The organism is Streptomyces sp. NPDC029292, assembly GCF_055569295.1.
This window is the reverse complement of record NZ_JBVHXR010000006.1, coordinates 128,895-154,530: the sequence shown is the minus strand read 5'-3', so window position 1 is coordinate 154,530 and position 25,636 is coordinate 128,895. Positions and strand designations below refer to the sequence as shown.

Genomic DNA, 25,636 nt, shown 5'->3' with positions numbered 1-25,636 from the left:
ATGGAGTACGGGATGACGAATCTCGTGAAAAGGCTCGACAGAGGCACGCTGATAGCGTGCTGTCTCGCAGTCGCCGCCGCCCAATTGTGCATTACCGTTCCGTCCCCCATCAACGGCGAAATCCAGGCCGCCTTCGGGGCCTCGGGTTCCCAAGTCGCCTGGGTCACCTCCGCCTTCATTCTCCCCACCGCAATTCTTGAACTGAATTTCGGTGTGGTCGGAGACCTCTTCGGCCGAAAGCGTCTCCTGGTGCTCGGAGGACTGGTCCTCGCACTCGGTGAACTCCTCAATGCCACCTCGCAGAACATCACCATGATGTGGACCGGCCAGGCCCTCGCGGGCGTCGGTGCCGCGGCGCTCTTCCCGAGCTCCCTCGCGGTCATCGCGGCTGCCACCCCCGACGGGAAGGACCGCGCGAAGGCGGTCTCCACGTGGGCCCTCAGCATCTCCCTCGCCTCCGCGGTGGGGCCCCTGTCCTCCGGTGTTCTCGCCACGGTCGCCGACTTCCGCTGGGCGTTCGTGCCGCCTGTCGTCCTCGGCCTGGTGGTCGCGGTCGCGTGCTGGAAGCTGGTCACCGACTCCAAGGCTCCCGAGGGCCGCAGCCTGGACTGGCCGGGCCAGATCACCATCGCCGTCGGCCTCACCGCGCTGCTCTGGGGCATCATCGAGGGCGGCGACCGCGGCTGGGGCAGCGCGGCGATCGTCGGCTCGCTGGCCCTCGCGGCGGTGGCCCTCGTCGGATTCATCGTCGCGGAGACCCGTGCCGCGTCGCCCATGTTCAACCTGGACCTGCTCAAGATCCCGTCGTTCGCCGCGGCGGCCGTCGTCGCGCTGGCCGGGATGTTCGGCTTCATCGGCACTGCGTACTGCGTCTCGATCCGGCTCGGCGCGGTGATGCATCTGAGCGCCCTGCGGGCCAGCATGCCGTTCGTCATCCTGCAGCTGATCCCGCTGCTGCTGGCGCCGGTACTGAGCAAGATGCTCACCCGCGTCGACGCCCGCTGGCTCCTGATGGGCGGTCTGCTGCCGATGGCCGCGGGACAGTTCTGGATCGCCGCGCTGCCCATCACCACGACCTCCCTCGCCGCCTTTATCGGCCCGGTGCTGCTGCTCGGTATCGGCTTCATCTGCGTCGTGTCCTCGCTGACCTCGGCGGCCGTGAACGCCGTACCGATCGAGATGACAGGTATGGCCAGCGGCGCCACCAGCCTGGTGCGCGAGTTCGGCCAGGGCCTCGGACCGGCCGTGATCAGCACCATCGCGATGAGCGCCGCGTCCTCGGCTCTGGTGGGCAAGCTCAGCGGGGCGGACGCGGGTATGGAGGCGGCGGCCGGTCCCCTCGCCGTCGTGAATGCGGGCAGCGACAGTGCCAGGGCCGCAGCCCAGACCGCGCTCGGCCACGGCATGGCCCTCGGTGTGGTGATCTGCGGCTGCGCCTCACTGCTCGGCGCGGTCGTCACCCTGCTGCTGGTGCGGAAGAACACCGCCCGCGCGACGGCCGGCGCCACCGGTGAGTCGGCGGTACAGACGGCCACCGCGTAGCGCACCACACGTGAAAGGGCCGGGGCATGAGCCCCGGCCCTTTCACGTGCCCGCCTCCCGTGCGCGAAAAAATAGTCGGCGTGTGTCGATTCGGCGTGATGCCGTTCGTCGGTGGGGTGTAGGAAGCTCATGAACACCGGGAGGAACCATGAAGTACATGCTGCTGGTCTGCGGCGACGACACCGCCGACGCCTCCGGCATGGCGCCCGTCGAACCGTGGGTGGAGGAGCTGGGCGCCGAGCGCGGCGTACGGCTGCACGGGCACCGGCTGCGGCTTCCCGCCGAGGCGGTCACGGTGCGGGTGCGCGACGGTGAAGTGCTGCGCACCGACGGGCCGTTCGCCGAGACGAAGGAGTACGTCGCCGGGTACGACATCCTCGAGTGCGACAGCCTGGAGGAGGCCGTCGAAGCGGCGGCGAAGCATCCCGTGGCGTCCATCGGGGCCATGGAGGTGCGGGCGTTCTGGGAGGACGAGGACGCCGAGGGGGAGATCCGGCGTCTCGACGCGGAACTGACCGCCGCCGCCCGCGAGCGGGACTTCGACCGGGCCATGGCCTGTTACGCGCCGGACGTGGAGGTGTTCCACCCTGTCAGCGGCCTGGAGCAGCGCGGAGTCGAGGCACTCCGCAAGGCGGAGGAGTGGTGGTGGGCGACGCTGGCCGGACCCGTGCAGCGCGAGGTGCTCGACTTCCGCGTCCGGGTCGACGAGAGCATCGCGTTCAGCCACGCGCTCGTGCGGATGCGGGCCACGCTCACCAGCGGCGAGTCGCTGGACACCACGGCACGGGTGACCACCGGCTACCGTGCGGCCGGCGACAAGTGGCGGATCGTCCATCAGCACACGTCGGTCCCGTTCGACGCCGGAATCCCGGGAACCGAGGAGGGCCAGTCATGAAGTACGTGTTCTTCATCTGCACCCCGGTCGGCGGCGAGGAGCTCAGCCCCGAGGAGATCGCCGACGACCCCCGCTTCACCTCGTACATCGACGAGGTGCGCAGCCGCGATGTGGTGAAGGGCGGCGCCCGGCTGCGGCCGTCCACCGACGCCACCACCGTCCGCGTGCAGGGTGACGAAGTCCTGCTCAGCGACGGGCCGTTCGTGGAGTCCAAGGAGTACGTCGCGGGCTTCGACATCATCGAGGTCGCCGACCTCGACGAGGCCATCGCGCTCGCGTCCCGCCATCCGGCGGCGCTGGGCGGCGGCTCGGTGGAGGTGCGGCCGGTCTGGGAGTGAACGACAACGGCGTCGAGGAGGCGGTCGCCGCCGCCTTCCGCGAGGAGTGGGGCCAGGTCGTCGCCACCCTGATCCGGGTGACCGGCGACTGGGACCTCGCCGAGGAGTGCGCGCAGGACGCCTTCGTCCAGGCCCTGGACCGGTGGCGGCGCGACGGAGTGCCGCGCAACCCCGGCGCCTGGCTGACCACGACCGCGCGCCACCGCGCCCTGGACGTGCTGCGCAGGGAGGCGGTGGGCGCGGCGAAACTGCGGGAGGCGGCGGTGCCGGCACGGCATGAGGGCCCCTACGACCCGGACGACGAGAGCGGCGTCGAGGACGACCGCCTGCGGCTGATCTTCACCTGCTGCCACCCCGCGCTCCCGATCGAGGCCCGGGTGGCGCTGACCTTGCGTACCCTCGCGGGGCTGACCACGCCCGAGATCGCCCGCGCCTTCCTCGTCCCCGAGGCGACGATGGCGCAGCGGCTGGTCCGCGCCAAGCGGAAGATCCGCAACGCGGGCATCCCGTACCGCGTACCGCCCGCGCACCTCCTCCCCGAACGCACCACGGGCGTCCTCGGCGTCGTCTACCTGCTCTTCAACGAGGGGTACGCCGCCACGTCCGGCGCCGACCTCGTGCGCACCAACCTCTGCTCGGAAGCCGTCCGCCTCGCCCGCGTCCTGGCCCGCCTCATGCCCGACGAGCCCGAAGTGCTGGGCCTGCTCGCCCTGTTGCTGCTGCACGACGCCCGGCGCGGCACGCGCGTCGACGCGGCGGGCGAATTGGTGACGCTGGAGGACCAGGACCGTACGGAATGGGACCGAGCCGCCGTCGACGAGGGCGCCGCGCTGTTGGAGACCGCCCTGCGCCGCGGGCGTCCGGGCCCGTACCAGATCCAGGCCGCCATCGCCGCCTGCCACACCACCGCGGCCACCGCCGAGGAGACGGACTGGGCCGACGTCGCGGCGCTCTACGGCGAACTCGCACGCTTCGTGCCCTCCGCCGTGGTGCGTCTCAACCGCGCGGTGGCGGTGGGCATGGCCGAGGGGCCGGAGACGGGTCTTGCCCTGGTGGCGGAGCTGGAGCGCGAGGGCGAGCTGGACGGCTACCACCTGCTGCCCGCCACCCGCGCGGATCTGTTGCGCCGCATGGGGCGGCTGGAAGAGGCGGCCGAGGCGTACGGCCGGGCGCTGGAGCTGGTGGAGAACGACGCGGAGCGGAATTTTCTGGAAAAGCGGCTCGCGGAGTGTCGATCGGCGTAGGGCTCGTTCGTCGGTGGGGTGAAAACACCCGAAGACGACTGGGGAGTTCCCATGACCGCCACCGCTAGTGCCGCCACTGCCGTCCCCGCACCGCCCGTCAGGAAGGCTCTCGCCCGGCTGCTCGCGCGCTGCTGGCGGAAGGAGTCCCGAACCCGCGCGACGCCCGTCGCTCCAGGCCCGAGCGCACCGAGCGCACCGAGCACCCACAGCGCTCCGGACGCCTGGCTGGCCGGTCTCCGACTGGGGAGCTGAACCCATGACCGCCACCGCCACTGCACCCGACCCCCGCCGCTGGCGCGCCCTCGCCCTGCTCTGCCTGGCCGGATTCATGGTGATCCTGGACGCGCAGATCGTCGTCCTCGCCCTGCCGTCCATCGCCGACGGGCTCGGCTTCTCCGCGGGCGGTGCGCAGTGGGTGATGAGCGCCTATCTGCTCAGTTTCGGCGGACTGCTGCTTCTCGGCGGCCGGATCGCCGACCTGCTCGGCCGCCGCCGTGTCTTCATGACCGGCACCCTGCTGTTCGGGCTGTCCTCGCTGCTGTGCGGGTTCGCCTGGAGCGCGGGCGTGCTGGTGGCGGCGCGCGCGGTGCAGGGCGTCTCCGCCGCCGTCATGGCGCCGACGGCGCTCTCCCTCCTCCTCAACACCTTCGAGGAGGGCCCCGAACGCAACAAGGCCCTCGCCATCTGGTCCGGCAGCGGCGGCTTCGGCGCCACCGCCGCGCTGCTGATCGGCGGCCCGCTCACCGACGTACTCGGCTGGCAGTGGGTCTTCTTCCTGAACGTGCCGGTGGCGCTGTTCCTCCTCGGCCTGAGCCCGGTCCTGCTGCGCGAGAGCCGCACCGAGGCGCGCACCCGCTCGTACGATCCGGTCGGCGCGCTCACCGTCACCGCCGCGCTCGTCGCGTGCGTGTACGCCGTCGTCGAGGCACCCCGCGCCGGGTGGCTGTCGGCGCAGACGCTCGGCCTGTTCGCCGTCGCCGCCGCGCTGGGCCTGCTCTTCGTCCGCGTCGAGGCACGGTCGGCGCGGCCCCTGGTGCCGCTGCGGCTGCTGCGCTCGCGGTCGGTGAGCGGCGGCAACCTGGTCGTGTTCCTGCTCGGCAGCTGCGCCTTCGGGATGTCGTACACGCTCTCCCAGTACGGGCAGGGCGTGCTCGGCTACTCGCCGCTGCGGTTCGGCCTCGACAACGTCGTGATGCCCGCGACGGCCGTCATCGGCTCGTACGCGGGCCAGGCGCTGGTCACCCGCATCGGGGCACGCCCGGTCGCGGTCGGCGGACTCGCGCTGGTCGGCGCGGGGAGCCTGCTGCTGGCCGGGGTTCCGGTGGACGGCGGTTTTGTGCGGGATCTGTTCCCCGGGCTGCTCGTCTTCGGGCCGGGGCTGGGCGCCTGTGCGGTCGCCGGGTCCATCGCGGCGCTGACCGGTGTGGGGGAGCGGGAGTCGGGCGTGGCGTCCGGCATCAACACCGCGGCCTTCCAGATCGGGGGCGCCTTCGGTGTCGCCGTCGTCGCTTCGGTCGCGGTCTCCTTCACCGACGGGCCCGGGCTCGCGGGGCTGACCGCGGGTTACCAGGCCGCGTTCACGGCGTGTGTCGTCCTCGCGGTGGCCGGGCTGGCAGGTGCGGCGGCCCTGCCGCGGCGGGGGCCCGCGCGACCGGCTCCGGACAGGCTGGTCACTACGAGTCGAGCGCGTTCGTGATCGCCTTCACCCCGCCGTGTGCCGAGTAGCCGCCGTCCACGGTGATCTCGGCGCCGTTCACATACGACGACTCGTCCGAGAGGAGGTACACGACCAGCGGGGCCACCTCGTCGCAGGTTCCCGCGCGGCCCTGCGGAGTCATCGACAGATGGGCCTGCGTGAACACCGGGTTCGCGGTCGCCATCAGCGGGGTCTCGATGTAGCCCGGGTGGATCACGTTCGTACGGATGCCACGGGGCGCCAGCTCCAGGGCGGCCACCTTCGACAGGCCCCGCAGCGCCCACTTGCTCGCCGTGTACGCGACGGCGTGATGGGCGGTGAGACCCGCGACGGAGCCGACGTTCACGATCGAGGCCCCGGCGGACATGAGCGGGGCGAGGGCCTGGATGCCGAGCATCGGTCCTGTGGTGTTCACGGCGAACGCCCGGTTCCAGTCGGCGAGGTCGACAGAGCCGAGGCGGGCGCGCATGGGGATTCCGGCGTTGTTGACGAGACCGTGCACGGCCTGCAAAGACGACGCCAGCCCCGCCCAGTCCTCAGGGGACGACACGTCCAGGTGCTGGTAGCGCACGTCCAGGCCGTCGGCGCGCAGCGACGCGGCCAGCTTCTCGCCCGGCTCGTCGAGGACGTCCGTCGCGACGACCGAGGCGCCCTCGCGGGCCACGGCCGCCACCTCGGCGGCTCCCTGGCCCTGCGCGGCTCCGGTGATGACGACGGTACGACCGGCCAGGCGCGTGCGGCTCACGGCTTCCTCCAAAAGGGCGTGGGTTCCCTGACCACGCTAGGAAGCCGGGGCCAGCTCCGGAAACGCACGTTCCTCATGGCTGGCATCCACGTCGGCGATCTCGACCGCCTCCGGTGGCGCGGGTTCGTCGAGCGTGGACGCGGGTTCGTCGATCGAGGCGCCCACTTTCCGCAGCGTCTCGCGCAGCCACCGGTGCGCCGGATCCGAGTGCCGGTTGTGGTGCCAGTACATGGCCTCCACCAGGGGTACGTCGGGGAACGGCGCCGGCACCGTCACACAGCGCGCGAACCCCTCGTACCGCCGCGCCAGCCGTTCCGGCACCATCGCCACCAGGTCGGTGCCGCCCACCAGGAACGGCAGCACACTGAAGCCGGGCGCGCTGACCTGCACCTTCGGCACGATGCCGAGGGTTTCCAGCTGGCGGTCGGCGGGGGTGAGGCTCTTGCCGAACGCCGAGGCGGCGTGCGGCAGCTCGGCCAGGTCGCGCAGGGTGAGCCGCCCGTCGACCAGACGCGGATTGTCGGGGTCGACGATGCACACGAACCGGTCGTGCATCACCGCCTCGCTGATTCCGGGCAGCCGGTAGCCGAGCGGCACCACCATCAGGTCGTGGCAGCGCAGATGCGTCTCGCTCTCGGGCTGCCCGTGCACGAGGGGATGGAAGTCGATGCGGACGCCGGGCGCCTCGCGCGCGATGACCCGCAGCAGCGGCTCCACGAACACCGTCATCACGTAGTCCGACATCACGACCGAGAAGCGCTGCCGGCTGCGCTGCGGGTCGAAGCTGCGGGTCAGCGACATCGCCTCCTCGGCCTTGTACAGGGAGGCCTGGACGACCGGCAGCAGCCGCTCCGCGAGCGGTGTGAGCTCGTATTCGCGGCCCACCCGCACCAGCAGCTCGTCGTTGAAGTGCCGCCGCAGCCGGGCCAGCGAGCCGCTCATCGCGGACTGACTGGTGGAGAGCCGGACACCGGCGTGCGTGACGTTCTTCTCCTCCAGAAGTGCTTCCAGCGCCACCAGAAGATTGAGATCTATCGCTCCGAGACCCACAGGTGTCCCCTTCCGGCCACGTCATTGAAGCATCGGTGAAACGGGAGCGTAATGACGTGTTCCCCGGCGAGGAAGTCTTGTAAGACAACTCTCAGGAAACCGATGGCAGCCATCGGACCAGCGAATATGGGCATGCCGAAGGGCCTGTGCGGACACAGCTCCCGCACAGGCCCGGCACAGCCCACCGTGCTAAGGCCGCGGTGTGCGCCCCCGCTTGCGCGCACGGGGCAGATACACGTCGGTGCGCCCGGGCACGATGCGGTTGGAGAGGCTGCCGAGCCGCTCCACGGTGAGTGTCACCTCGTCGCCCGGCTTCAGCGGTGGGGGCGTACGTTCCCCGACTCGGCCCCAGAACTCGGCGAGCGCGCCCCAGCCGCAGGTGCCCGAGCCGAGGATGTCGCCTGGGTGCACCCAGGCGTCGCGGGCGGCGTACGCGGTCATCTCCTCGAAGGTCCAGGAGACGTTCGCCAGGGTGTCGCGGCCGATCAGCTCGCCGTTGAGGGTGACGGTCATCTCCAGGTCGAGGAAGCCGTCCGGATCGCGCCGGTCCTCGACCTCGTCCGCGGTGACCAGACAGGGACCCAGCGTGTTGGCGAAGTCCTTGCCCTTGGAGAAGCCGAGGCCGAGGTTCTTCTCCGGCTTCTGCAGATCGCGCGCGGACCAGTCGTTGAAGACGAGGTAGCCGACGATGTGGTCACGGGCCTGCTCGGGGGTGAGGTCGCGACCCGAACGGCCGATGACGGCACCGACCTCCAGCTCGAAGTCGAGGACGGAACACCCCGCCGGAATGGGCACGTCGTCGTGTGCGCCGTACGCCGCGTGCGGATTGGTGAAGTAGAAATTGGGCGCCCGGTACCACTCCTCGGGCACGTGCTCCAGGCCGTCCAGGGACTTGGCGACGCCCTCGATGTGCGCCTCGAAGCCGACGAAGTCCCGGATGGACGGGGGCTTCAGCGGCGGCAGCAGCCGTACCTGATCGACCGGCAGGTCACTGTCCACGGCGAGCGCTTCGGCACCGGCGAGGAGCAGCTCCTCCTGCTCGATGAGCGACAGGACAGTGGTGCCCGGTGGAAGCGGATGGATGATCCCGTCCCGGACGACTCCGGCGCGCTCCGCGCCACCGAACTCATATGTCGCGAACCGCATGCTGCTCCCAGTGGTTGGAGTTGGTGACTGTTCCGGCGCTCAGGTGGCCCGCGAAGAGGCCCTTCGGATCGCGTACGGCACGGATGGCCTGGAGCCTGTGCCACTGCTCGTCCCCCATGAACCTCAGCTGCCGGACGGTGAAGTCGCAGTCCCCGAGGTACTGGCCCGCGGTGACCGGCTCCATCGCCGCCATCGCCTCGTCGAGCCAGACACGCAGCTCGGCGTCGCGCTCGGGTTCGTCGTGGATGACGTACGTCGCGCAGTAGATCTCCGACTGCAACGAGAAGGCCATGTCGGGGAGTTCGCGCAGCGGAGCCATCGAGAACCAGATGGTGAAGGTCTGCCGGGTCGGCTGCTCGGTGAACGCCTGGCGGATCGCCGGGACGACCTCGTCGGCGGGCCCGGTCAGCCAGGCATTGTCGACGAGATAGCGGTGCCCCTCGGGGTTGGCGAGGCGCTGGCCCTGGAGCTGCTCGGCGAGCGTGGTCGGCTGCGCCTCGACCCGGAACAGCGCCCGGTCCGCGTACGGATTGGCGTGCAGCGGGGCCAGCGCCTCGACGGCCTGCTCGGGCGTGTCGGTCATCGAGACGCCCGTGACCAGCAGTACCGGCCCCTCACCGTCGGGCGGGGTCTGCGTCAGCGCGACGATCTCCACCAGGTCGGAGACCGTGTGGTGCATGCCGTGCAGCCAGGTCATGACCTCGTCGAAGAGGTCGAGCGGGTACGCGTGCACGGTGTGCGCCAGATGCTTCGGCAGCGGGCGGGTGCGGAGGTGGAAGCGGGTGACGACCCCGAAGAAGCCCGGCCCCGCCCCGCGCGCCGCCCAGAACAGGTCGCTGTGGTGGGTCTCGTCGGCGCGCACCAGCTCGCCCTCGGCGGTGACGACGTCGATCGCCACGATGTTCTCGGCCGCCCAGCCCCAGCCGCGCGCGTTCCAGCCCTGCCCGCCCTGGAGAAGGAAACCGCCGATGCCGACGGACGGACAGTGCCCGCCGTTGAAGAACCGCCCGAACCGCCCCAGATACGGGTTGAGTTCGTCGCCGCCCTTGACGCTGGTGGTGGCCGTGACGATCCCGGTCGACTCGTCGTACGACAGCTCGCGGAAGCCCCCGAGGTCGATCAGCAGCGCCTCGTCGCGCACGGACCAGGCCGCCCAGCTGTGGCCTCCGGAGCGTACGGCGACCTGCCAGCCGCGCTCGATCGCGAGCCGCACCCCTTCGACGACGTCCTGCTCGCAGACCGCGTTCAGGACGGCCGCGGGGGAACGGTCCGACGGGCGGCGGGCGTTGAAGATCCGCCCGAAGCACGCCTCCTCGAAGTCCTCGTCGCCGGGGAGGTGGAGGGTGCCGGAGAAACGGTTGTCGTGCATGCGCTGCTCACTCACTTGATCGCGATCGGGTTGACGGGGGCGCCCACCGCGCCGGTCACCGGGAGGGGCGCCGCGACCAGCAAGAACTCATAGACGCCGTCCGCCGCGCAGTCCTCGGCCAGCTCCTCCAGGTCCCACATCTCACCCAGCGGGAGACCCATGTTGGGGATCGCGATCTGGTGCAGCGGGGACATGGCGGGCTGCGGGAACTCGTACGGGCGTACCTCGAGTCCCCATGTGTCGGAGGCGATCGCCGCGATCTCGGTGCGGTGCAGCCAGCCGAGCGTGGTGAAGGAGAGCCCCGGGGCGTCCCCGGCGGCATAACCGCCCCACTCGCCGAGCCGTCGCACCCGGCCGAGCTGCCCGGTGCGGACGAGGACCAGGTCGCCGCGCCGCACGGACGAGGTGGCGCCCTGCGACTCGATCGTGGCCCGCAGGTGTTCCTCCAGGATGGGGAATCCGTCCGGGAGTTCGCCGAGTTCGTCGCCGACCGCGCGGCCCACGTCGAGCAGGACACCACGTCCGGTGAACGCGTCCCTCATGTGCTCGATACCGGTGACCGAGTCGCCGTTTCCGTTGACGATGGTGCACGGACGGCCGTTCCACGCCTGCTTGTTGTCGTAGATGTGGCCCAGGCCGTCCCACTGCGTGGAGGCCTGGAGCGGCATCACGATGTGGTCGTCGGCGCCGCCGAAGCCGTGCGGGAAGCCCTGCGTCCCGGCGGCCGCGTCCGAGCCGGTGTCCTTCATGTAGTGGACGGGGTTGATCCGGCCGCGGAAGCCGCGCTGCGGACCGTCCTCGTTGAACTCCTGGGAGAGCGAGAACGACCGGCCGCGCCGGACCAGGCTCGCCGCGTGCGCTCGTATCGCGTCGTCGATGAAGTTGAGCGTGCCCAGCACGTCGTTCTCGCCCCAGCGACCCCAATTCCGGTAAGCGGAACGGGCCTTGGCGAGCTCCTCCTCAATGGGACCCAGACTCATCGGATACGTCCTTTCAGCAGCAGGTCGAGGGCGTTGCCCCCGGCGACGGCGGCACGGTCGGCGGGGATCAGGCCGGCGGCGTCCAGCCGGGCCACCGGATCGTCGATCCCCATGTCGAAGGGGAAGTCCGTGCCGAGGACGATCCGGTCCGCGCCCACCTCCTCGACCAGATGGCGCAGGGCGCGCGGGGTGTAGACGAGCGCGTCGAACCACATCCGCCGCAGATACGCGCTCGGCGGCTCGGCGCAGCCCCGCGCGTCCTCACGTACGTGCCAGGCGTGGTCGGAGCGGCCGATGTACGTCGGCAGATAGCCACCGCCATGGGCGGCCACGAGCTTGAGGCGCGGGAAGCGGTCCAGGACGCCGGTGAAGATGAGATGCGAGAGCGCGACCGTCGTCTCGACCGGCTGGCCGACCGTGTTGCCCAGGTAGTGGGTGGCCAGGCGTTCGCCGAGCGAGCAGCCCCAGGGGTGCACGAACACGACCGCGCCCAGCTCCTCGGCCTTCTGCCACACGGGGTCGTGCGCGGGATCGGCCAGCTCACGGCCGTCCACGGTCGTGGACACGCTGATGCCGTACAGGCCGTACTCGGTGACGGCCTTGTCGAGCAGCGCCACCGCGAGGTCCGGGCGCTGCAGGGGGACCGTGCCCAGGCCGTACAGCCGCGCGGGTGCCGTCGCGCAGTGCGCGGCCACCGCCTCGTTGACGGTCCGTGCCAGGCGTACGGCGAGATCCGCGTCCGCCCAGTAGTGGTGCATCGGCATCGGGCCGACCACCTGGATGTCGACGCCCCTCGCGTCCAGCTCGGCGAGCCGGGTCGTGACGTCCGTCAACAGGGGTGCCAGACGCTGGAGTTGAGCGCGGTTGACGGCCAGTGACGCGGAGGAGTGGGCCCGCTGCTCGGCCGACAGCTCGGCGGCGAGGCCCGGGGTTCCCGCGCACAGGGCGTCGGCGGCGGGGACGGCGAGGTGGCCGTGGAAGTCCACGACGGGCGTGGCGTTCGGCTTTCGGTCCAGGGCGGTGGTGCTCATGCGGCCGCCGTCAGGTAGTCGAGCGTCTCCGACATGATCCGGCCGGGGTCCGCGCCGGGCGTGTCCGGGTGGATCTCCCAGTCGGCCAGGCGCAGCGAGTTCTCCAGCACGACCCGTACCCGGGGCAGCCGGCGCGCCATGAACGTGTCGAGCGCCCGGTCGAGCGGCTCGCTGCCGGTGACCAGCTCGGCGAGCACCACCGCGTCCTCCGCGCACATCGCCGCGCCCTGCGCGATCAGCGGCGGACAGGCGTGCGCCGCGTCACCGATGATCACCGTACGGCCCCGGTGCCAGGGCTCGTCGACGAGGATCGCCTCGATCCACCGGTAGTCGACTGCCGTGTCGTCGGGCAGCGAGGCGAGGATCTTGCCCCAGGTGCCGCCGTATCCGGCGCCGCGCTCGCGCAGCAGCGACAGGGGAGCGCGCGGGCCGATCAGGGAGGCGTCCAGGTTCTCGTCGAGGAGGTACGCGTAGCACTGGTCGGGGGATATGGGGCTGTACCCGGCCTTGTAGCGCGGGCCGCCGTAGTACACCTCCGCGCAGTCCATCTCGGCCGGGCGCTGCGCGACCACCCGGAAGATCGACATGCCGACCGGGCGGGGCTTCGTGGTGATCCCGATCATCGAGCGGATCCTGGAGTTGATGCCGTCCGCGCCCACGACCAGGTCGTAGCGCCCGGTGGAGCCGTCGGTGAACGTGACGTCCACGTGGTCGCGGGCCTCGTCGAGCTTCTCGACGCTCAGCCCGAGACGGACGCGGACCCCGTGCGCGTGTACCGCGTCGCACAGCGCGTCCTGGAGGTCCGAGCGCAGCGCCCCCGCAGTCGACGGCAGGTCGGCGCCGCCGGTGTGCGGGGTGGACAGCTCCGTGATCAGCCCGCCGTCGGCCCGGCGCAGCCGCATCCGGTCGAAGGGGACGGCGCGGGCGAGCACCCGCTCCAGCACGCCCACGGAGCGCAGCGCCTTGAGGGCGTTGCCCTGGACGGTGATGCCGTGGCCCACACCGAACCACTGGGGCGATATCTCGGCGAGCTCGACCTCGGCGCCGCGTTGGGCGAGCGCGAGGGACAGCACGCTTCCGGTGATGCCGCCGCCGACGACGAGCACCTTTTGTACGGGCATGGGCGATCCTTGCGAACGTAGAAGAAAGACGAGTGGTGCGGTGCGGTCAGCCGGCGAAGCGGTCTCCGAGCTCGCGGTAGTGCTCGACCGCCGGCGGCTCGGCGAAGAACGGACCGACCAGGGCCCGCCAGCGCTGGAAGCGCTCCGACTCGCGGAACCCCACCGTGTGGGCCTCGACGGACTCCCAGCCGACCAGCAGCAGAAACGTCCGCGGCCGCTCCTCGCAGCGCAGCAGCTCGGCCCAGCGGAAGCCGTCGGCCTCGGCGAGCACCTCGCGCGCCTTCTCGAAGGCGGCCTCGAATTCCTGCTCACGACCGCCCTCGACGGTCAGCTCGGCATGCTCGACGATCACGGACAACTCCTCGCTTCGATGGTGCTCCGAGCCTGCTGGGAGGCCCGATGCAGGGTCAACGGATCGAGGCATCGGCAAGGGGGACGTCATCCATCCCGTACGACGATGGGCCGCTGATCACAGGGCGTCCGGCCCCCTGATGCCAGGCATCGCGGATCGCTATTTCCGCCGCGCCCCGGGGCTGCCTAGCGTCGGTGGCAAGCCACCCACCCGTACGAGGAGAACGCCCGTGCCCGACCGACTTCCCACCCATGCCGGACCGTTCGCCCTCGGCACCTTCGAGGGGGAGGGCTCGGGCGTCTTCCCGGGCCTGGTCGTCGGGCCCCGGGTGCGCGACCTGTCCGACCTGGCACCGTCCGTGCGCGCGGTCGTCGAGGACTGGGACGTGCTCTTCCCGCGCCTGCTGGAGCTGTCCCAGGACGCCTCCTCGACCTGGTACGGCCTCGCCGACCTCCGTGTCCTCGCGCCCGTCGAACCCGGCCAGGTCCTGCAGAGCGGCGCCAACTACCGCAAACACGTAGTGGACTTGGTGGCCGCAGAGAAGGAAAGCGTGCACGGCGCCACGCCCGAGGAGGCGCGCGCCGACGCCGAGAAGATGATGGACGAGCGGAGCCGCAACGGGGTCCCGTACGTCTTCCTCGGCTCGCCGCGCGCGATCTGCGGCCCGTACGACGACATCGTGCTGCCCGAGCTCGGCGACCAGCACGACTGGGAGCTCGAACTCGCCCTGGTCATCGGCAAGTCGGGCAAGAACATCCCCGCCGAGGAGGCGATGGAGTACGTCGCCGCATACACCATCTGCAACGATCTCACCACCCGTGACCGGCTCTACCGGCCCGACCTGAAGGCCATCGGCACCGACTGGTTCACCGCCAAGAACGCCGACACCTTCCTGCCGACCGGCCCCTTCCTCGTACCGGCCGCCTTCGTCGGCAACCCCACCGAAGACGCAGACGTACGGATCACCCTGCGCCACAACGGGGTCGTACGCCAGGACGAGTCCACCAAGGACATGATCTTCGACATTCCCCGGCTCATCGCCTACGTCTCCTCGACCACCACCCTGCGCCCCGGGGACCTCCTGCTCACCGGTTCCCCAGCGGGCAACGGCGCGCACTGGGGCGTCTTCCTCGAGCCCGGGGACGTCATGGAGTCGGAGATCACGGGCCTCGGCCACCAGCGCAACACCGTCAGGAGCGGACAGTGACCACCTTCCAGCCCATCACTCATCTGCGCCATGTCGACCTCGCCGTACCGGACTTCGACAAGCAGCGCGCCTTCTACGGCACCACGTGGGGCCTGACCGAGGTCGCCAACGACAGCGGGATAGCGTTCTTCGCGGCGGAGGGCAGTCCCGAGCAGTACATCGTCCGCATCCGCAAGGACGAGCGGAAGCGGATGGACCTGGTCGCGTTCGGTGCCGTGTCGCCGGCCGCCGTGGACGAGCTGCACGTGCGGCTCGGTCGAGCCGGGATCCAACTCATCAGTGAACCGGGGGTGTTGGACACCCCCGGTGGCGGCTACGGTTTCCGCTTCTTCGACCCGGACGGCCGTGTCGTCGAGGTCTCCGCGGACGTCGCGATCCGCACCCACCGCAAGATCGAGGAGCGCGAGGCGATCCCCGTCCGCCTCTCGCACTGCGTGGTCAACTCCCAGGACCCGGAAGGGCTGCGGGACTTCTACATCCGGCACCTCGGCTTCCGGCTCACCGACACGCTGTACTCGGCGCACATGGGCGACCTCATGTACTTCCTGCGGTGCAGCCCCCTGCACCACTCCTTCGCCATCGCGCGCGGACCCCATGTCTCCCTGCACCACGCGTCGTTCGAGATGCGCGGCGTCGAGGAGTACATGCGTGGCACCGGGCGGGCGCTGCGCGCCGGGACCCGGCTCACCTGGGGGCCCGGCCGCCATCTCGCGGGCGACAACACCTTCTCGTACTTCCACGACCCGCACGGCAACACCGTCGAGTACACCACCGAACTCGCCGTCCTCGAAGAGGACGTGTGGCACCCGGGCCGCCACGACGTCGACGACCCGATCACCCAGGACCAGTGGGGCACCGCCGACCCGATGAGCGAGTCGGTCGCCAAGGAGCAGTTCAACGACCCCGACGTGCTCTTCGACGCGCCTCCCGTCTAGCCGCGCTCCCGCTCAGCCCAACCACCCGCAGAAAGGCCGCAGTTGTGGCAACGATCCTGAAGAAGGCCGTCCCCAAGGCGGAGGTCACCGCCTCGCTGGACCAGGTGCGCGAGACCGTGTCGGGTGTCATCGCCGACATCCGCGAGCGCGGCGACGACGCCGTGCGCGCGTACTCCGAGAAGTTCGACAAGTGGAGCCCCGACTCCTTCCGGCTCTCCGACGAGGAGATCGAGAAGATCGTCGCGTCGGTCCCGCAGCGGGTCATCGACGACATCCGCTTCGTCCAGGACCAGGTGCGCTCCTTCGCCCGCCACCAGTTCGCCTCCATGGGCGAGTTCGAGGTGGAGACCCTGCCGGGCGTGCGGCTCGGGCAGAAGCACATCCCGGTGCAGGCGGCGGGCGCGTACATCCCGGGCGGGCGTTACCCGCTCACGGCGTCCGCCCACATGACCATCGTCACGGCGAAGGTCGCGGGCGTGCCCCGGGTCGTCGCCTGTACGCCGCCGATCCGCGGCGAGATCCCGGCCGCCACCGTCGCCGCCGCGCACCTCGCGGGCGCGGACGAGATCTGGCTGCTCGGCGGGGTCCAGGCGGTCGCGGCGATGGCCGTCGGCACCGACACCATGCAGCCGGTGAACCTGATCGCCGGGCCCGGCAACGCCTACGTCGCCGAGGCGAAGCGACAGCTCTTCGGCGAGATCGGCATCGACCTGTTCGCCGGCCCGACCGAGATCCTCGTCCTCGCCGACGAGCAGGCCGACCCGTTCGTCTGCGCCGTCGACCTGCTCTCCCAGGCCGAGCACGGCCCCGACTCCCCGGCCGTCCTCATCACCACCTCCCGCGAGGTCGCCGAACGGACCATCGCCGAGGTGGAGCGCATCCTGCCGGGCATGCCCACGCGTGACTTCGCCGGACCCGCCTGGCGCGACCACGGCCAGGTGCACGTCGTGGACTCGCTCGACGAGATGTACGCGCTCGCCGACGCGTTCGCCTTCGAGCACGTGGAGGTCCTGACGGCCGAACCGCGCCTGGCGTTGGAGAAGATGACCCAGTACGGCGCCCTGTTCCTCGGCGAGGGCACCTGTGTGTCCTTCGGCGACAAGGTCATCGGCACCAACCACGTGCTGCCGACCCGTGGTGCGGCGCGCTACACCGGTGGCTTGTGGGTGGGGAAGTACCTCAAGACGGTGACGTATCAGGAGGTCACCGACACCGCGTCGCAGGCTCTGCTCGGCCGGCTGTGCGGGCGCGCCTCGCGCGTCGAGCTGTTCGAGGGCCACGCCCGCTCCGGTGACGTACGGGCCGCGAAGGCCGCGGGCGACGAGCTGCCGTGGAACGGCGCATGACGTTGGGCGGGGACATGACGCTGCGCGGACGCACGGCGCTGATCACGGGCGGCGGGGGACCGCTGGGGCGGGCCTTCGCGCTCGCCCTGGCGGGAGCCGGGGCCCGGGTGATCCTCGTCGGCCGGGGCGAACAGGCCCTCGCGGACGCGGCGGCCCGGGTGGTGAAGGAGGGCGGCCTGGCCCGGACGGCGGTGTGCGACGTCTCCGACCCGGAGTCGGTGCGCGCCCTGGCCGCCGAACTCGCCGACGAGGACGTGTCGTTGCTCGTCAACAACGCCGGGGTCGCCGGTCCGGTGAAGCCGCTCACGGCCATCGAGCCGGACGAGTGGGACGACGTGTTCGCGGCCAACGTCCGCGGCGTGTACCTGCTGTGCCGGGCCTTCCTGCCGCCGATGATCGAGGCGGGGCGCGGAGACATCGTCAACATCGCCTCGGTGAGCGGCAAACGGCCCCTGCTCAACCGGACTCCGTACACCGCGTCCAAAATGGCCCTCCTCGGCCTGACCCGGACACTGGCCGGAGAGGTCGGACCGCACGGCGTATCCGTCAACTCCCTTTCCCCGGGCCCGGTCCGGGGCCCGCGCATGGACCGCAACTTTCGGCTGACGGCCGAACTGACCAACACCACCGTGGAGGACGCCGAACGGGACTTCGCCTCACGGGCGGCCCTGAACCGGCTGGTGGAGGAGGACGAGGTCGCCCGCGCGCTGGTGGCGATGCTCGCGATGCCGGGCCTGTGCGGGGCGGACATCGATCTGTCGGCGGGGATGATCGCCCCGGCCTAGTCACAGGGACCGTACGAACGGCGAGGTGGACGGCTCCGGCCGCCTGCCTCGCCGTCGTGCGTTGCCCTCCCCTCCAGCTGTGGCGACTCTGTGTGACCGCCATGAAGTGGGCCGCGTGATCCGAGGCATCGGGCTCCCGTATGTGTGTGCACGGTGCCTATTCCCTGGTGTGCGAGGCTGATTCACTCCCTCGTGCGCACCTCCGGTGCCTCCGCCCGGGTCGTCGCCACGCTCACTTCGACGGCCGGCCGGTCACGCTGCGCGACGGCGCACTCATCCCTGGGAAGGCATCCAATGACGCTGATCACCCGACGCTCGATCCTGATCGCCGGTACCGCCACGGCCGGAGCCCTGCTGGTTCCGGCGGCCTCCGCCACGGCCGCGCCGTCGGCGTCCACGCAGACCAAGATCTCCGTGGGGGCCGGCGAGACGTACGAGCTCTCCGCGACCACCAGGGTGAGCGAGCTGTCCATCGCCGAGGGCGGGAAGATCGCCGCACCCGACGGTTACAGCGTCACGCTGACCGTCGACGGTGTGGAGACCGGCCAGCTCCTGACCGAGACGGGCGGAACCGAGACCCTGATCTCGGCCGGCACCTACCGGGGCGACGTCGTGCTCACGGTGGCGGAGGCCAACGAAGTGACGTACGAGACCCTCACCTTCCCCTTCCGGCAGGCCCTGTACGTGGACGCCGACGGAGTGGTGCGTGCCAAGTCCGTTCTCACCAGTGTGCTCGGCGGCCAACTCACCGACACCCTCGCCAAGAACGTGTCGATCACCTCGACCGGCGAATGCTTCGACGGGGTCTTCGTGCAGGACGCCGACTACACGCTCGCTCGTCCCACCATCTCCCTCACGGGCAACGGCCGTTGCGACTTCGCCGGATACGGTGCTGCCGTCGTCGGCAACGGGTCGGCGACCACGTTGGTCCTCGACGGCGCGCGCATCGCGACCAAGGGCGTGGTCCGCACGGGCGTCATCTCCAACAACGGCGCGAACGTGATCGTCAAGAACTCCTCCGTCCGTACCCGCAACGGCGTTCTGCCCAGCGACTACCAGGCCACCGTCGAGACCCCGTACATGGAGTCGGTGCCCTGGATGCTCGGCCTCGACGGCAACGTCCGTGCCACCAACCTCATCGGCAAGAACAGCAGGGCCACCTACCTCAACTCCACTGTCCTCTCCGAGACATGGGGCGCCCTGTCGGTCGAGGGCGGCAGCGGACTGAAGCTGACGGCGATCAACAGCCATGTCGGGAACACGGGGTCGTACGGCTACGGCACCTATGCCATCGGCGACGCGATCGTGCGCGTGCTCGGCTCGCGGTTCGACGTCGGCAGCTACGCGACCATCATCGCGGGCCCCGCCGCGTCGGTGCACTACGGCGACAGCACCCGCGAGGCGGTCGCCGCACTCAACTCCGAACTGGAACTCGGGCTGAGCAACGCCGAGTTGGCGGCCATCCCGGTCCAGAGCACGCAAGTCGACTCGGGCCACTTCGGCTACATGTTCTTCGGCGCCGGCACGCTGAAGCTCGACGGCGGCACGGTCATCAACTCCGAGAAGTCGACCTTCCTCAACAAGGGCCAGCAGACCGCGATCACCGTGGACGGCTCGCAGGGTGCCCGGCTCAACCCGCGCGACGGGATCATCCTGCAGATGATCGAGCTGGACGACCCGGGCCCGGTCAACGTCAACGGCAAGATGATGAACGTCGGCGTCTACACCGAGCCCACGGACGACCCGGCCAAGGACTCCACCTTCGACACGACCGCGGTCCACACGGCCGACGGCGCCGCCACCTTCACCTCCATCGCACTCAAGGGCGACTTCTACAACGGCATGCGCAAGGGCAAGAACATGGTCCTCGCCTTCGAGGACTCCACCGTCCAAGGCGTCATCTCGGCGACGAAGGCCGAGCACCACGTCAGCACGATCGACTCCTCGAACTTCTACGACCTGGGCGACGTCACCAACACCGTCCAGGCAGCCGTCAACAACGGTGTGATCGTCCAGCTGAACAGCGGCTCGACCTGGACGGTGAGCGGCACCTCGTACCTGACCGGGCTGACCCTCGACGACGACGCGGCAGTGAAGGCGCCGCGCGGCAAGTCCGTGACCATGACGGTCGACGGCACGGCGACGGCCATGGAGGCGGGCGGCAGCTACTCCGGCGCGATCGTGCTGACGGTCGGCTAGCCCGTAGACCGAGGAGCAGACCACGCGAGAGACGCCCCGCCTGCGCAGGCGGGGCGTGGACATCGACACGACGGGCAAGTGGTCGCCGCCCGTCGCGACCGATATGGGCGGCGGCACCGTCACCGTCGAGGGCGGAACCCTGACCGCGACGGGTGAGATATCCGCCGGGCTCTACTCGACGCGAACGCTCTCTACACCGTCACCGGTGGAGCGAGGGTCCAGCAGAGCGGCGACCTGCTCTCCGCCACGGCGAACAGTGACGCCACGCTGCAGGTGTCCGGGACCCGCGTGGCGGGCGACGTGGTGGCGGACTCCACCTCGAACGCGGCGATCGCCCTCGCGGACGCCGCACGGCTCACGGGTGCCGTACGGGACGGAGCGGTCACCCTGGACCGTTCCAGCCACTGGACGGTCACCGCGGACTCGACGCTCACCACACTCACCGGAGCGATGGTCCGGGGTGACCGGATCGCGAACATCGCCGGAAACGGGCACACGGTCACGTATGACGCCTCGACGGATGCCAATGCCTGGCTCGGTGGCGGAACCTACGGGCTCGCGGGGGGAGGGGGTGCTGACGCCCGACGCATGATGTGCACCACCTGACGCCGGTCCATCACGCGACGGACCGGTTTGTCATGTGACGGACCGGTTCGGCATGGTCAACCCGCACCAATGTGCGTTCACTTCGTGTTCATTCGGTGTACTCAGATTGTTCAGACGTGGACTTCATGGGGCCTTCATCTCTTACCGGTTTCTTACCTGGTGATGACCGGCCCATTACATGAAGGGAAGCCATGACTGAGGCCCTCCAAGTGGCCAGCAGACTGCACGCGTTCAACCGGTACGAGCTGAAATACCTGGTCCCTGTGGAACAGGCCGCGTCCATCCGCGACGAACTCGGTCAGCGGATGGACCAGGACCTGCACAGTCCGGTGGGCGGATACGGGGTATGGAGTCTGTACTACGACACACCCCAACTCCGCTTCTACTGGGAGAAGATCGAAGGCCTGAAGTTCCGCCGCAAACTGCGGATCCGGCACTACGGCGACCTGGCTCGGGTCACGGACGACTCCCCGGTCTGCGTGGAGATCAAGCAGCGCGTCAACCGCGTCACACAGAAACGCCGGATCACTCTGCCTTACGCGACGGCCCGAAGACTGTGCGACGAACGGGAGTTGATCGAGTACTCCGAGCAGGAGCGGGCCTTTGTCGAGGAGGTTCTCGAACTCGTCGTCCGGCTCAACCTCCAGCCCACCGCGATCACCGGATACCAGCGCGAGGCGCTGGTCGGCCGGGCCGAGGACACCGGGCTGCGGGTCACCTTCGACCGCCGCATCCGCGGCCGCGACCGCGACTTCCACTTCGGGACGCAGGGCGCGGAGAACCGCTTCACCATCCCGCCACGCATGGCGGTGATGGAGATCAAGGTCAACGAACGCGCCCCGTACTGGATCACCGACCTGGCGGCCAAACGGAACCTGAGCCTGATCCGGGTCTCCAAGTACGTCCAGTCCATCGAGTCCTTCGGCCTGGCGCCGCGCTCCGCCTTCCACGTCCGGGAGGAAGACCTGCCGCCCGTCCCGGCCGACACCATCCCCACATCCCCCACGCATCACCGCACCACGGAGGCACTCCACCCGTGAACTTCAACCTGCAGGACCTGAGCGGCACGTTCAGTGTCACCGACATCGTCTTCGCGATGACCCTGTCGTTCGTGCTGTCGACGGCGATCGGCTACGTCTACCGGGCGACCCACCGCAACGTCTCCTACAGCCAGTCGTACGTCCAGACGCTGGTCATCGTCGGCATGGTCGTCGCCCTGATCATGCTGGTCGTGGGCTCCAACCTGGCCCGAGCGTTCTCGCTGGTCGGCGCGCTGTCGGTGGTCCGGTTCCGCAACGCGGTGAAGGAGACCAGGGACGTCGGCTTCGTCTTCCTGGTGATGGGCCTCGGCATGGCCGTCGGTGCCCGCTTCTACACGCTAGCCGCGATAGCGGGTGCGGCGATCTGCCTGATCATCCTGGTGATGCACCGGTTCAACTGGTTCCACCTGAACGTCCAGCGCCAGGTCGTCAAGGTCCAGCTCCCCGCGGGTGAGGACCACACGCAGGCCATCCAGGACGTGCTGCTGCGCTTCACCGACGAGTTCGAGCTGGTCTCCACCGAGACCATCCGCGGCGGCGCGCTCACCGAGGTCTTCTACACCGTCCGCATCAAGAAGGGCCACGAGCCCGGCGAACTGGTCGCCGCCCTCCAGGAGCGCACGTTCGGGCAGCGCGTGACCGTCCTGACCGGATACGACCAGACGGACCTGTGATGGCGGCGGACACACCGCGCAAGCGGCTGGTGCACCGCATCCCGCTGCGGCTGCGCCACCACTGGAAGCCGGCCGCGCTGCTCTGCGCCGGTCTCGCCGTCCTGCTGGTCTTCTTCGGTGACGCACGCATTTCGCCGTACGTCACCAGCGCCTCGGCCGAGGACAGCGACACGATCACCGAGAACATCGTGGGAGCGGTCGACCTCTACGACGACTCCCGGGCGCACTCGATCCAACTCGAGTACGACGAGGACGATTTCGACAAGATGATGGAGGAGTACCAGGACGACGGGAACAAGGAGTACATCGAGGCCGACGCCACCATCGACGGCACCTTTATCACCAGCGTGGGCATCCGGCTGAAGGGCAACTCGACGCTGCAGAGCCTGAGGTCGGGCAGCGGGCAGCGCGGTGGCGGCGGCCAGATGCAGGGTGGCGGACAGGCACCGGAGGGCGCGAACGGCGGTCAGCAGGGCGGCGACACCGAGCAGCAGGGCGGCCGTGCCGCGGGTGGCGGCGGGGGCGCCATGAGCGTCCAGCTCTCCGCCGACAAGCCCGAGGAGCTGCCGTGGCTCATCAAGATCGACGAGTATGTCGAGGGCCGCGCCTACCAGGGCAAGCGGCAGATCGCCGTACGCCCCGGCAGCAATGACGCACTCCCGCTGAACGAGGCCGTCTCGCTGGCCCTGGTCGACACGTCCGATCAGGCTGCCCAGCGCTACGCCTTCTCGTCGCTGACGGTCAACAACCGCCCGGCGGCGACCCGGCTGATCGTGGAGAACCCGTCGAAGGAGTACGCGGAGAACACCGTCGGCACCAACGGCGTGCTCTACAAGTCGCTGAGCACAGGCTCGTTCACCTACCAGGGCGATGACCCGACCGACTACGAGACGGACTTCAAGCAGCTCACGAAGAACGGCAGTCAGGATCTCCAGCCCGTCATGGATCTCATCAAGTGGACCGAGGACGCCACGGAGAAGGAGTTCGCCTCAGAACTCGGCGACCATGTGGACGTGAAGTCCTTCGCCCGCTACGTGGCGACGCAGAACCTGCTGCTGAACTTCGACGACATGAGCGGTCCGGGCAAGAACTACTACCTCTGGTACGACCTGGCGACCAAGAAGTTCACCGTCCTCGGCTGGGACTACAACCTCACCTTCAGCGGCAGCGCGACGGCCGGTCCCGACGACGAGATGAGCATGGGCGGCGGAGGCGGAGGCGGAGGCGGAATGGGACAGGGCGCAGGCAACGGCGCGACGCAGGACGGCGACAACGCCGCGCAGGGTCAGCCGCAGGGCCTGCCGTCCGGCGCTCCCCAGGCACCGGGCAACGGTGAGGACGGCGACGACGCCCAGCAGGGCCGTCCCCAGGGCGGAGGCGGCGGCATGTCCTCCGGTCACGCGCTCAAGACGCGCTTCCTGGACACGAAGGCCTTCGATTCCGTGTACCACTCGGCGTACCGGGAGCTGTACAAGGAGTTCTTCGGCTCCGGTGGCGCCCTCGACGCGCTGAACTCGGCCGTGTCGCAAGCGAAGCAGGCGGGCGCGGACACGGCCGGGATCACCGCCGCGTCGAAGTCCCTGCGGACGACGATCACTTCGCGTACGAAGGCCCTCGCGAAGAACGAGGTGATCACCGGCTGAACGAGTACACATGAGGGGTTGCCCGGAGAGACCTCTCCGGGCAACCGGCCTTTCTACCGGCCGATCTCGAAGATCCCGTACGCGAACCCTTCCGCGGTGATCGTGCCACCGTCGATGTGCGTGCCGGAGACTTCCAGGGGTCGTGCGCTCAGAGTGCCTCCGCACTCGTAACTCACCGCGCTCCGCTGCGGGTTGACGATCACGAGATACCGCTCGCCGCGTACGTACACGAACGGGTAGCCGGAGTGCAGCACCTCCACCGAGCCGCCCCAGCCCAACTCCGGGTTGTTGGTGCGGAGCGTGACCAGGCGGCGTACGAGATGGAGGAGGGACGTGTCGTCGGCGCGTTGAGTGGCGACCGACGGGCGGTCCGGGGACGGGTCGAGTGGGAGGTAGAGGTGTTCGGGCGGGGCGGTGGAGAAGCCGGCGTTCGGGCTGTCGTCCCACTGCATCGGGGTGCGGGAGCCTGCGCGGTTGTAACGGGGGCCCAGCACGCTGCCCTCCTTGTCGGGCAGGCCCGGGAGGTAGCGCATGCCGATCTCGTCGCCGTAGTAGATCGCCGGGAGGGTCGGCCAGGTGAGCTGGAAGGCGAAGGCGGCGGGGAGTTGTTCGGCCGTGCGGGGGCCGCAGTTGAGGCGGGAGAAGTCGTGGTTGGCGGTCGGGAGGGAGATGAAGCCGGTGTCGCCGAGGGCGGTGGACGCCTGGTGCCAGGCCTCGACGAAGGGACGGGGCGAGCCCTTGCCGCTCGGGTCGAAGAAGCAGTCGAACGGGTCCCAGACCTCGCTGACCGTGCCCTCGGCGTTGCTCCACAGCGACCGCAGGGCGAGACCGTCGGTGGGGCCGCCGAACTGGAGGAAGAAGTCCGTGTGAAATCCCGAGGGGACGGACACCTCGGGCTCGCCCCACTCCGAGAGCAGGACCGCGTCCGGATGCGCGCCGTCCATCCAGTGACGCAGTTCCGCCCAGATCTTGGCGGTCTCGGTCTTGCCGGGGTCGTCCTTGACGAGGGACGCGGCCATGTCGACCCGGAAGCCGGACAGGCCGAGGCCCAGCCAGTGGTTCATGACCTCGCGGAGAGCCAGGCGATTGGCCCGTGGGCCTTCGGCGTCGACGGGTTGGCGCCACGGCTCGGCCGGATCGTCGTGCGCGTAACCGAAGTTGAGGGCGGGCTGGAAGGCGAAGAAGTTCGGCAGGTACGCGCCCGAGCGTGTCCCGGGGGAGGCGGCGAACCCGTCGGGGCGGCCTTCGGGCGCCCAGATGTAGCGGTGGTCGGCCGGGTCGTCCGCAGAGGCCGTGAACCACGGGTGCTCGTCCGAGGTGTGACCCGCCACGAGGTCCAGCAGTACGCGGATACCTCGGCGGCCCGCTGCGTCGACGAGCTGGGCGAGATCGTCGTTCGAGCCGTAACGGGGCGCGGTGTTGAGGTAGTCGGAGACGTCGTATCCGGCGTCGCGGAACGGTGAGGCGAAGCACGGGTTGAGCCAGATGGTGTTGACGCCCAGCCACGCGAGGTGGTCGAGGCGCGCGGTGACTCCGTTGAAATCGCCGATGCCGTCACCGTTCGAGTCGGCGAACGACTGCGGGTAGATCTGGTAGAAAACGGCGTCGGCCAGCCAGACGGGGGCAGGACGGAACGAAGTCATGCAGGGGACCCTAGATCAAGCCACGGGACACGCGCTGCCCCTAAGCTGA

General features: G+C 69.9%; 24 protein-coding genes. 15 read left to right on the top strand and 9 right to left on the bottom strand.

Going from position 1 to position 25,636, the window contains the following annotated elements; genetic code table 11:
* Window positions 1–12 precede the first annotated feature (12 nt).
* The 6 genes from ACZ4WS_RS15920 (at window position 13) to ACZ4WS_RS15895 (ending at window position 5,715) form a co-directional block, all read left to right on the top strand.
* Window positions 13–1,542 carry an MFS transporter gene (locus ACZ4WS_RS15920; protein ID WP_467980783.1) on the top strand — a complete coding sequence of 510 codons (1,530 nt, stop codon included), beginning with the start codon at window positions 13–15 and terminating at the stop codon, window positions 1,540–1,542.
* Between the two features lie 148 nt (window positions 1,543–1,690).
* Entirely contained in the window at window positions 1,691–2,437 is a 747-nt protein-coding gene (locus ACZ4WS_RS15915) for a nuclear transport factor 2 family protein (RefSeq protein WP_467980781.1), read from the top strand.
* Window positions 2,434–2,775, top strand: coding sequence for a YciI family protein (locus ACZ4WS_RS15910; protein WP_327426599.1), 342 nt, complete (start codon window positions 2,434–2,436; stop codon window positions 2,773–2,775). Before ACZ4WS_RS15915 ends, ACZ4WS_RS15910 begins: the two co-directional genes overlap by 4 nt.
* Entirely contained in the window at window positions 2,772–4,019 is a 1,248-nt protein-coding gene (locus ACZ4WS_RS15905) for an RNA polymerase sigma factor (protein WP_467980780.1), read from the top strand. Before ACZ4WS_RS15910 ends, ACZ4WS_RS15905 begins: the two co-directional genes overlap by 4 nt.
* A gap of 51 nt (window positions 4,020–4,070) precedes the next feature.
* Window positions 4,071–4,271: a hypothetical protein gene (locus ACZ4WS_RS15900; protein ID WP_467980778.1), complete on the top strand. Its 201-nt coding sequence runs from the start codon at window positions 4,071–4,073 to the stop codon at window positions 4,269–4,271.
* Between the two features lie 4 nt (window positions 4,272–4,275).
* On the top strand, window positions 4,276–5,715 hold the full coding sequence (locus ACZ4WS_RS15895) for an MFS transporter (RefSeq protein WP_467980776.1): 1,440 nt from the start codon (window positions 4,276–4,278) through the stop codon (window positions 5,713–5,715).
* Here ACZ4WS_RS15895 and ACZ4WS_RS15890 read toward each other — a convergent pair.
* The 8 genes from ACZ4WS_RS15890 to ACZ4WS_RS15855 all read right to left on the bottom strand — a co-directional run bounded on the left by ACZ4WS_RS15890 (window position 5,693) and on the right by ACZ4WS_RS15855 (window position 13,509).
* On the bottom strand, window positions 5,693–6,460 hold the full coding sequence (locus ACZ4WS_RS15890; protein WP_467980774.1) for an SDR family NAD(P)-dependent oxidoreductase: 768 nt from the start codon (window positions 6,458–6,460) through the stop codon (window positions 5,693–5,695). The two genes, ACZ4WS_RS15895 and ACZ4WS_RS15890, sit on opposite strands and share 23 nt — an antisense overlap.
* Window positions 6,461–6,496: 36 nt before the next feature.
* Window positions 6,497–7,477: a LysR family transcriptional regulator gene (locus ACZ4WS_RS15885; protein WP_467980773.1), complete on the bottom strand. Its 981-nt coding sequence runs from the start codon at window positions 7,475–7,477 to the stop codon at window positions 6,497–6,499.
* 222 nt (window positions 7,478–7,699) lie between these two features.
* Window positions 7,700–8,656, bottom strand: coding sequence for a fumarylacetoacetate hydrolase family protein (locus ACZ4WS_RS15880; RefSeq protein WP_467980771.1), 957 nt, complete (start codon window positions 8,654–8,656; stop codon window positions 7,700–7,702).
* Entirely contained in the window at window positions 8,637–10,025 is a 1,389-nt protein-coding gene (locus ACZ4WS_RS15875) for an FAD-binding oxidoreductase (protein ID WP_467980769.1), read from the bottom strand. Before ACZ4WS_RS15875 ends, ACZ4WS_RS15880 begins: the two co-directional genes overlap by 20 nt.
* 11 nt (window positions 10,026–10,036) lie before the next feature.
* A complete protein-coding gene (locus ACZ4WS_RS15870; RefSeq protein ID WP_467980767.1) occupies window positions 10,037–11,005 on the bottom strand; it encodes a cyclase family protein in 969 nt (322 codons plus the stop codon).
* Window positions 11,002–12,036: an amidohydrolase family protein gene (locus tag ACZ4WS_RS15865; RefSeq protein ID WP_467980766.1), complete on the bottom strand. Its 1,035-nt coding sequence runs from the start codon at window positions 12,034–12,036 to the stop codon at window positions 11,002–11,004. The genes ACZ4WS_RS15870 and ACZ4WS_RS15865 overlap by 4 nt, the downstream gene beginning before the upstream one ends.
* Window positions 12,033–13,157 carry an FAD-dependent monooxygenase gene (locus ACZ4WS_RS15860; RefSeq protein ID WP_467980764.1) on the bottom strand — a complete coding sequence of 375 codons (1,125 nt, stop codon included), beginning with the start codon at window positions 13,155–13,157 and terminating at the stop codon, window positions 12,033–12,035. Before ACZ4WS_RS15860 ends, ACZ4WS_RS15865 begins: the two co-directional genes overlap by 4 nt.
* A gap of 46 nt (window positions 13,158–13,203) precedes the next feature.
* Window positions 13,204–13,509 (bottom strand): antibiotic biosynthesis monooxygenase family protein, encoded by a 306-nt coding sequence (locus ACZ4WS_RS15855; protein WP_467980762.1) that lies wholly within the window; start codon window positions 13,507–13,509, stop codon window positions 13,204–13,206.
* Between the two features lie 229 nt (window positions 13,510–13,738).
* Between ACZ4WS_RS15855 and ACZ4WS_RS15850 the strand changes: the two genes are divergently transcribed.
* The 9 genes from ACZ4WS_RS15850 (at window position 13,739) to ACZ4WS_RS15810 (ending at window position 23,944) form a co-directional block, all read left to right on the top strand.
* Window positions 13,739–14,716 carry a fumarylacetoacetate hydrolase family protein gene (locus tag ACZ4WS_RS15850; protein WP_467980760.1) on the top strand — a complete coding sequence of 326 codons (978 nt, stop codon included), beginning with the start codon at window positions 13,739–13,741 and terminating at the stop codon, window positions 14,714–14,716.
* A complete protein-coding gene (locus tag ACZ4WS_RS15845; RefSeq protein WP_467980758.1) occupies window positions 14,713–15,651 on the top strand; it encodes a VOC family protein in 939 nt (312 codons plus the stop codon). Before ACZ4WS_RS15850 ends, ACZ4WS_RS15845 begins: the two co-directional genes overlap by 4 nt.
* Window positions 15,652–15,695: 44 nt before the next feature.
* Entirely contained in the window at window positions 15,696–16,997 is a 1,302-nt protein-coding gene (gene hisD, locus ACZ4WS_RS15840; RefSeq protein ID WP_467980756.1) for a histidinol dehydrogenase, read from the top strand.
* On the top strand, window positions 16,994–17,782 hold the full coding sequence (locus ACZ4WS_RS15835) for an SDR family NAD(P)-dependent oxidoreductase (protein ID WP_467980755.1): 789 nt from the start codon (window positions 16,994–16,996) through the stop codon (window positions 17,780–17,782). Before hisD ends, ACZ4WS_RS15835 begins: the two co-directional genes overlap by 4 nt.
* A 294-nt stretch (window positions 17,783–18,076) precedes the next feature.
* Window positions 18,077–19,981: a hypothetical protein gene (locus ACZ4WS_RS15830; protein WP_467980753.1), complete on the top strand. Its 1,905-nt coding sequence runs from the start codon at window positions 18,077–18,079 to the stop codon at window positions 19,979–19,981.
* A 273-nt stretch (window positions 19,982–20,254) separates the two neighbouring features.
* Window positions 20,255–20,587, top strand: coding sequence for a hypothetical protein (locus tag ACZ4WS_RS15825; protein ID WP_467980751.1), 333 nt, complete (start codon window positions 20,255–20,257; stop codon window positions 20,585–20,587).
* 191 nt (window positions 20,588–20,778) lie between these two features.
* The gene (locus ACZ4WS_RS15820; RefSeq protein ID WP_467980750.1) at window positions 20,779–21,627 is read left to right on the top strand and encodes a VTC domain-containing protein; all 849 of its coding nucleotides are present in this window, start codon (window positions 20,779–20,781) and stop codon (window positions 21,625–21,627) included.
* A complete protein-coding gene (locus ACZ4WS_RS15815) occupies window positions 21,624–22,301 on the top strand; it encodes a DUF4956 domain-containing protein (protein ID WP_467980748.1) in 678 nt (225 codons plus the stop codon). The genes ACZ4WS_RS15820 and ACZ4WS_RS15815 overlap by 4 nt, the downstream gene beginning before the upstream one ends.
* A complete protein-coding gene (locus ACZ4WS_RS15810) occupies window positions 22,301–23,944 on the top strand; it encodes a CotH kinase family protein (protein WP_467980746.1) in 1,644 nt (547 codons plus the stop codon). The genes ACZ4WS_RS15815 and ACZ4WS_RS15810 overlap by 1 nt, the downstream gene beginning before the upstream one ends.
* A gap of 53 nt (window positions 23,945–23,997) precedes the next feature.
* Here ACZ4WS_RS15810 and ACZ4WS_RS15805 read toward each other — a convergent pair whose 3' ends face one another.
* Window positions 23,998–25,587: an alpha-amylase family glycosyl hydrolase gene (locus ACZ4WS_RS15805; RefSeq protein ID WP_467980744.1), complete on the bottom strand. Its 1,590-nt coding sequence runs from the start codon at window positions 25,585–25,587 to the stop codon at window positions 23,998–24,000.
* Window positions 25,588–25,636: the final 49 nt, after the last annotated feature.

Coding starts and splice junctions, on each gene's coding strand:
- ACZ4WS_RS15920 (WP_467980783.1), top strand. CDS start 13: ATGACGAATCTCGTGAAAAGGCTCGACAGAGGCACGCTGATAGCGTGC.
- ACZ4WS_RS15915 (WP_467980781.1), top strand. CDS start 1,691: ATGAAGTACATGCTGCTGGTCTGCGGCGACGACACCGCCGACGCCTCC.
- ACZ4WS_RS15910 (WP_327426599.1), top strand. CDS start 2,434: ATGAAGTACGTGTTCTTCATCTGCACCCCGGTCGGCGGCGAGGAGCTC.
- ACZ4WS_RS15900 (WP_467980778.1), top strand. CDS start 4,071: ATGACCGCCACCGCTAGTGCCGCCACTGCCGTCCCCGCACCGCCCGTC.
- ACZ4WS_RS15895 (WP_467980776.1), top strand. CDS start 4,276: ATGACCGCCACCGCCACTGCACCCGACCCCCGCCGCTGGCGCGCCCTC.
- ACZ4WS_RS15880 (WP_467980771.1), bottom strand. CDS start 8,656: ATGCGGTTCGCGACATATGAGTTCGGTGGCGCGGAGCGCGCCGGAGTC.
- ACZ4WS_RS15875 (WP_467980769.1), bottom strand. CDS start 10,025: ATGCACGACAACCGTTTCTCCGGCACCCTCCACCTCCCCGGCGACGAG.
- ACZ4WS_RS15870 (WP_467980767.1), bottom strand. CDS start 11,005: ATGAGTCTGGGTCCCATTGAGGAGGAGCTCGCCAAGGCCCGTTCCGCT.
- ACZ4WS_RS15865 (WP_467980766.1), bottom strand. CDS start 12,036: ATGAGCACCACCGCCCTGGACCGAAAGCCGAACGCCACGCCCGTCGTG.
- ACZ4WS_RS15860 (WP_467980764.1), bottom strand. CDS start 13,157: ATGCCCGTACAAAAGGTGCTCGTCGTCGGCGGCGGCATCACCGGAAGC.
- ACZ4WS_RS15835 (WP_467980755.1), top strand. CDS start 16,994: ATGACGTTGGGCGGGGACATGACGCTGCGCGGACGCACGGCGCTGATC.
- ACZ4WS_RS15830 (WP_467980753.1), top strand. CDS start 18,077: ATGACGCTGATCACCCGACGCTCGATCCTGATCGCCGGTACCGCCACG.
- ACZ4WS_RS15820 (WP_467980750.1), top strand. CDS start 20,779: ATGACTGAGGCCCTCCAAGTGGCCAGCAGACTGCACGCGTTCAACCGG.
- ACZ4WS_RS15810 (WP_467980746.1), top strand. CDS start 22,301: ATGGCGGCGGACACACCGCGCAAGCGGCTGGTGCACCGCATCCCGCTG.
- ACZ4WS_RS15805 (WP_467980744.1), bottom strand. CDS start 25,587: ATGACTTCGTTCCGTCCTGCCCCCGTCTGGCTGGCCGACGCCGTTTTC.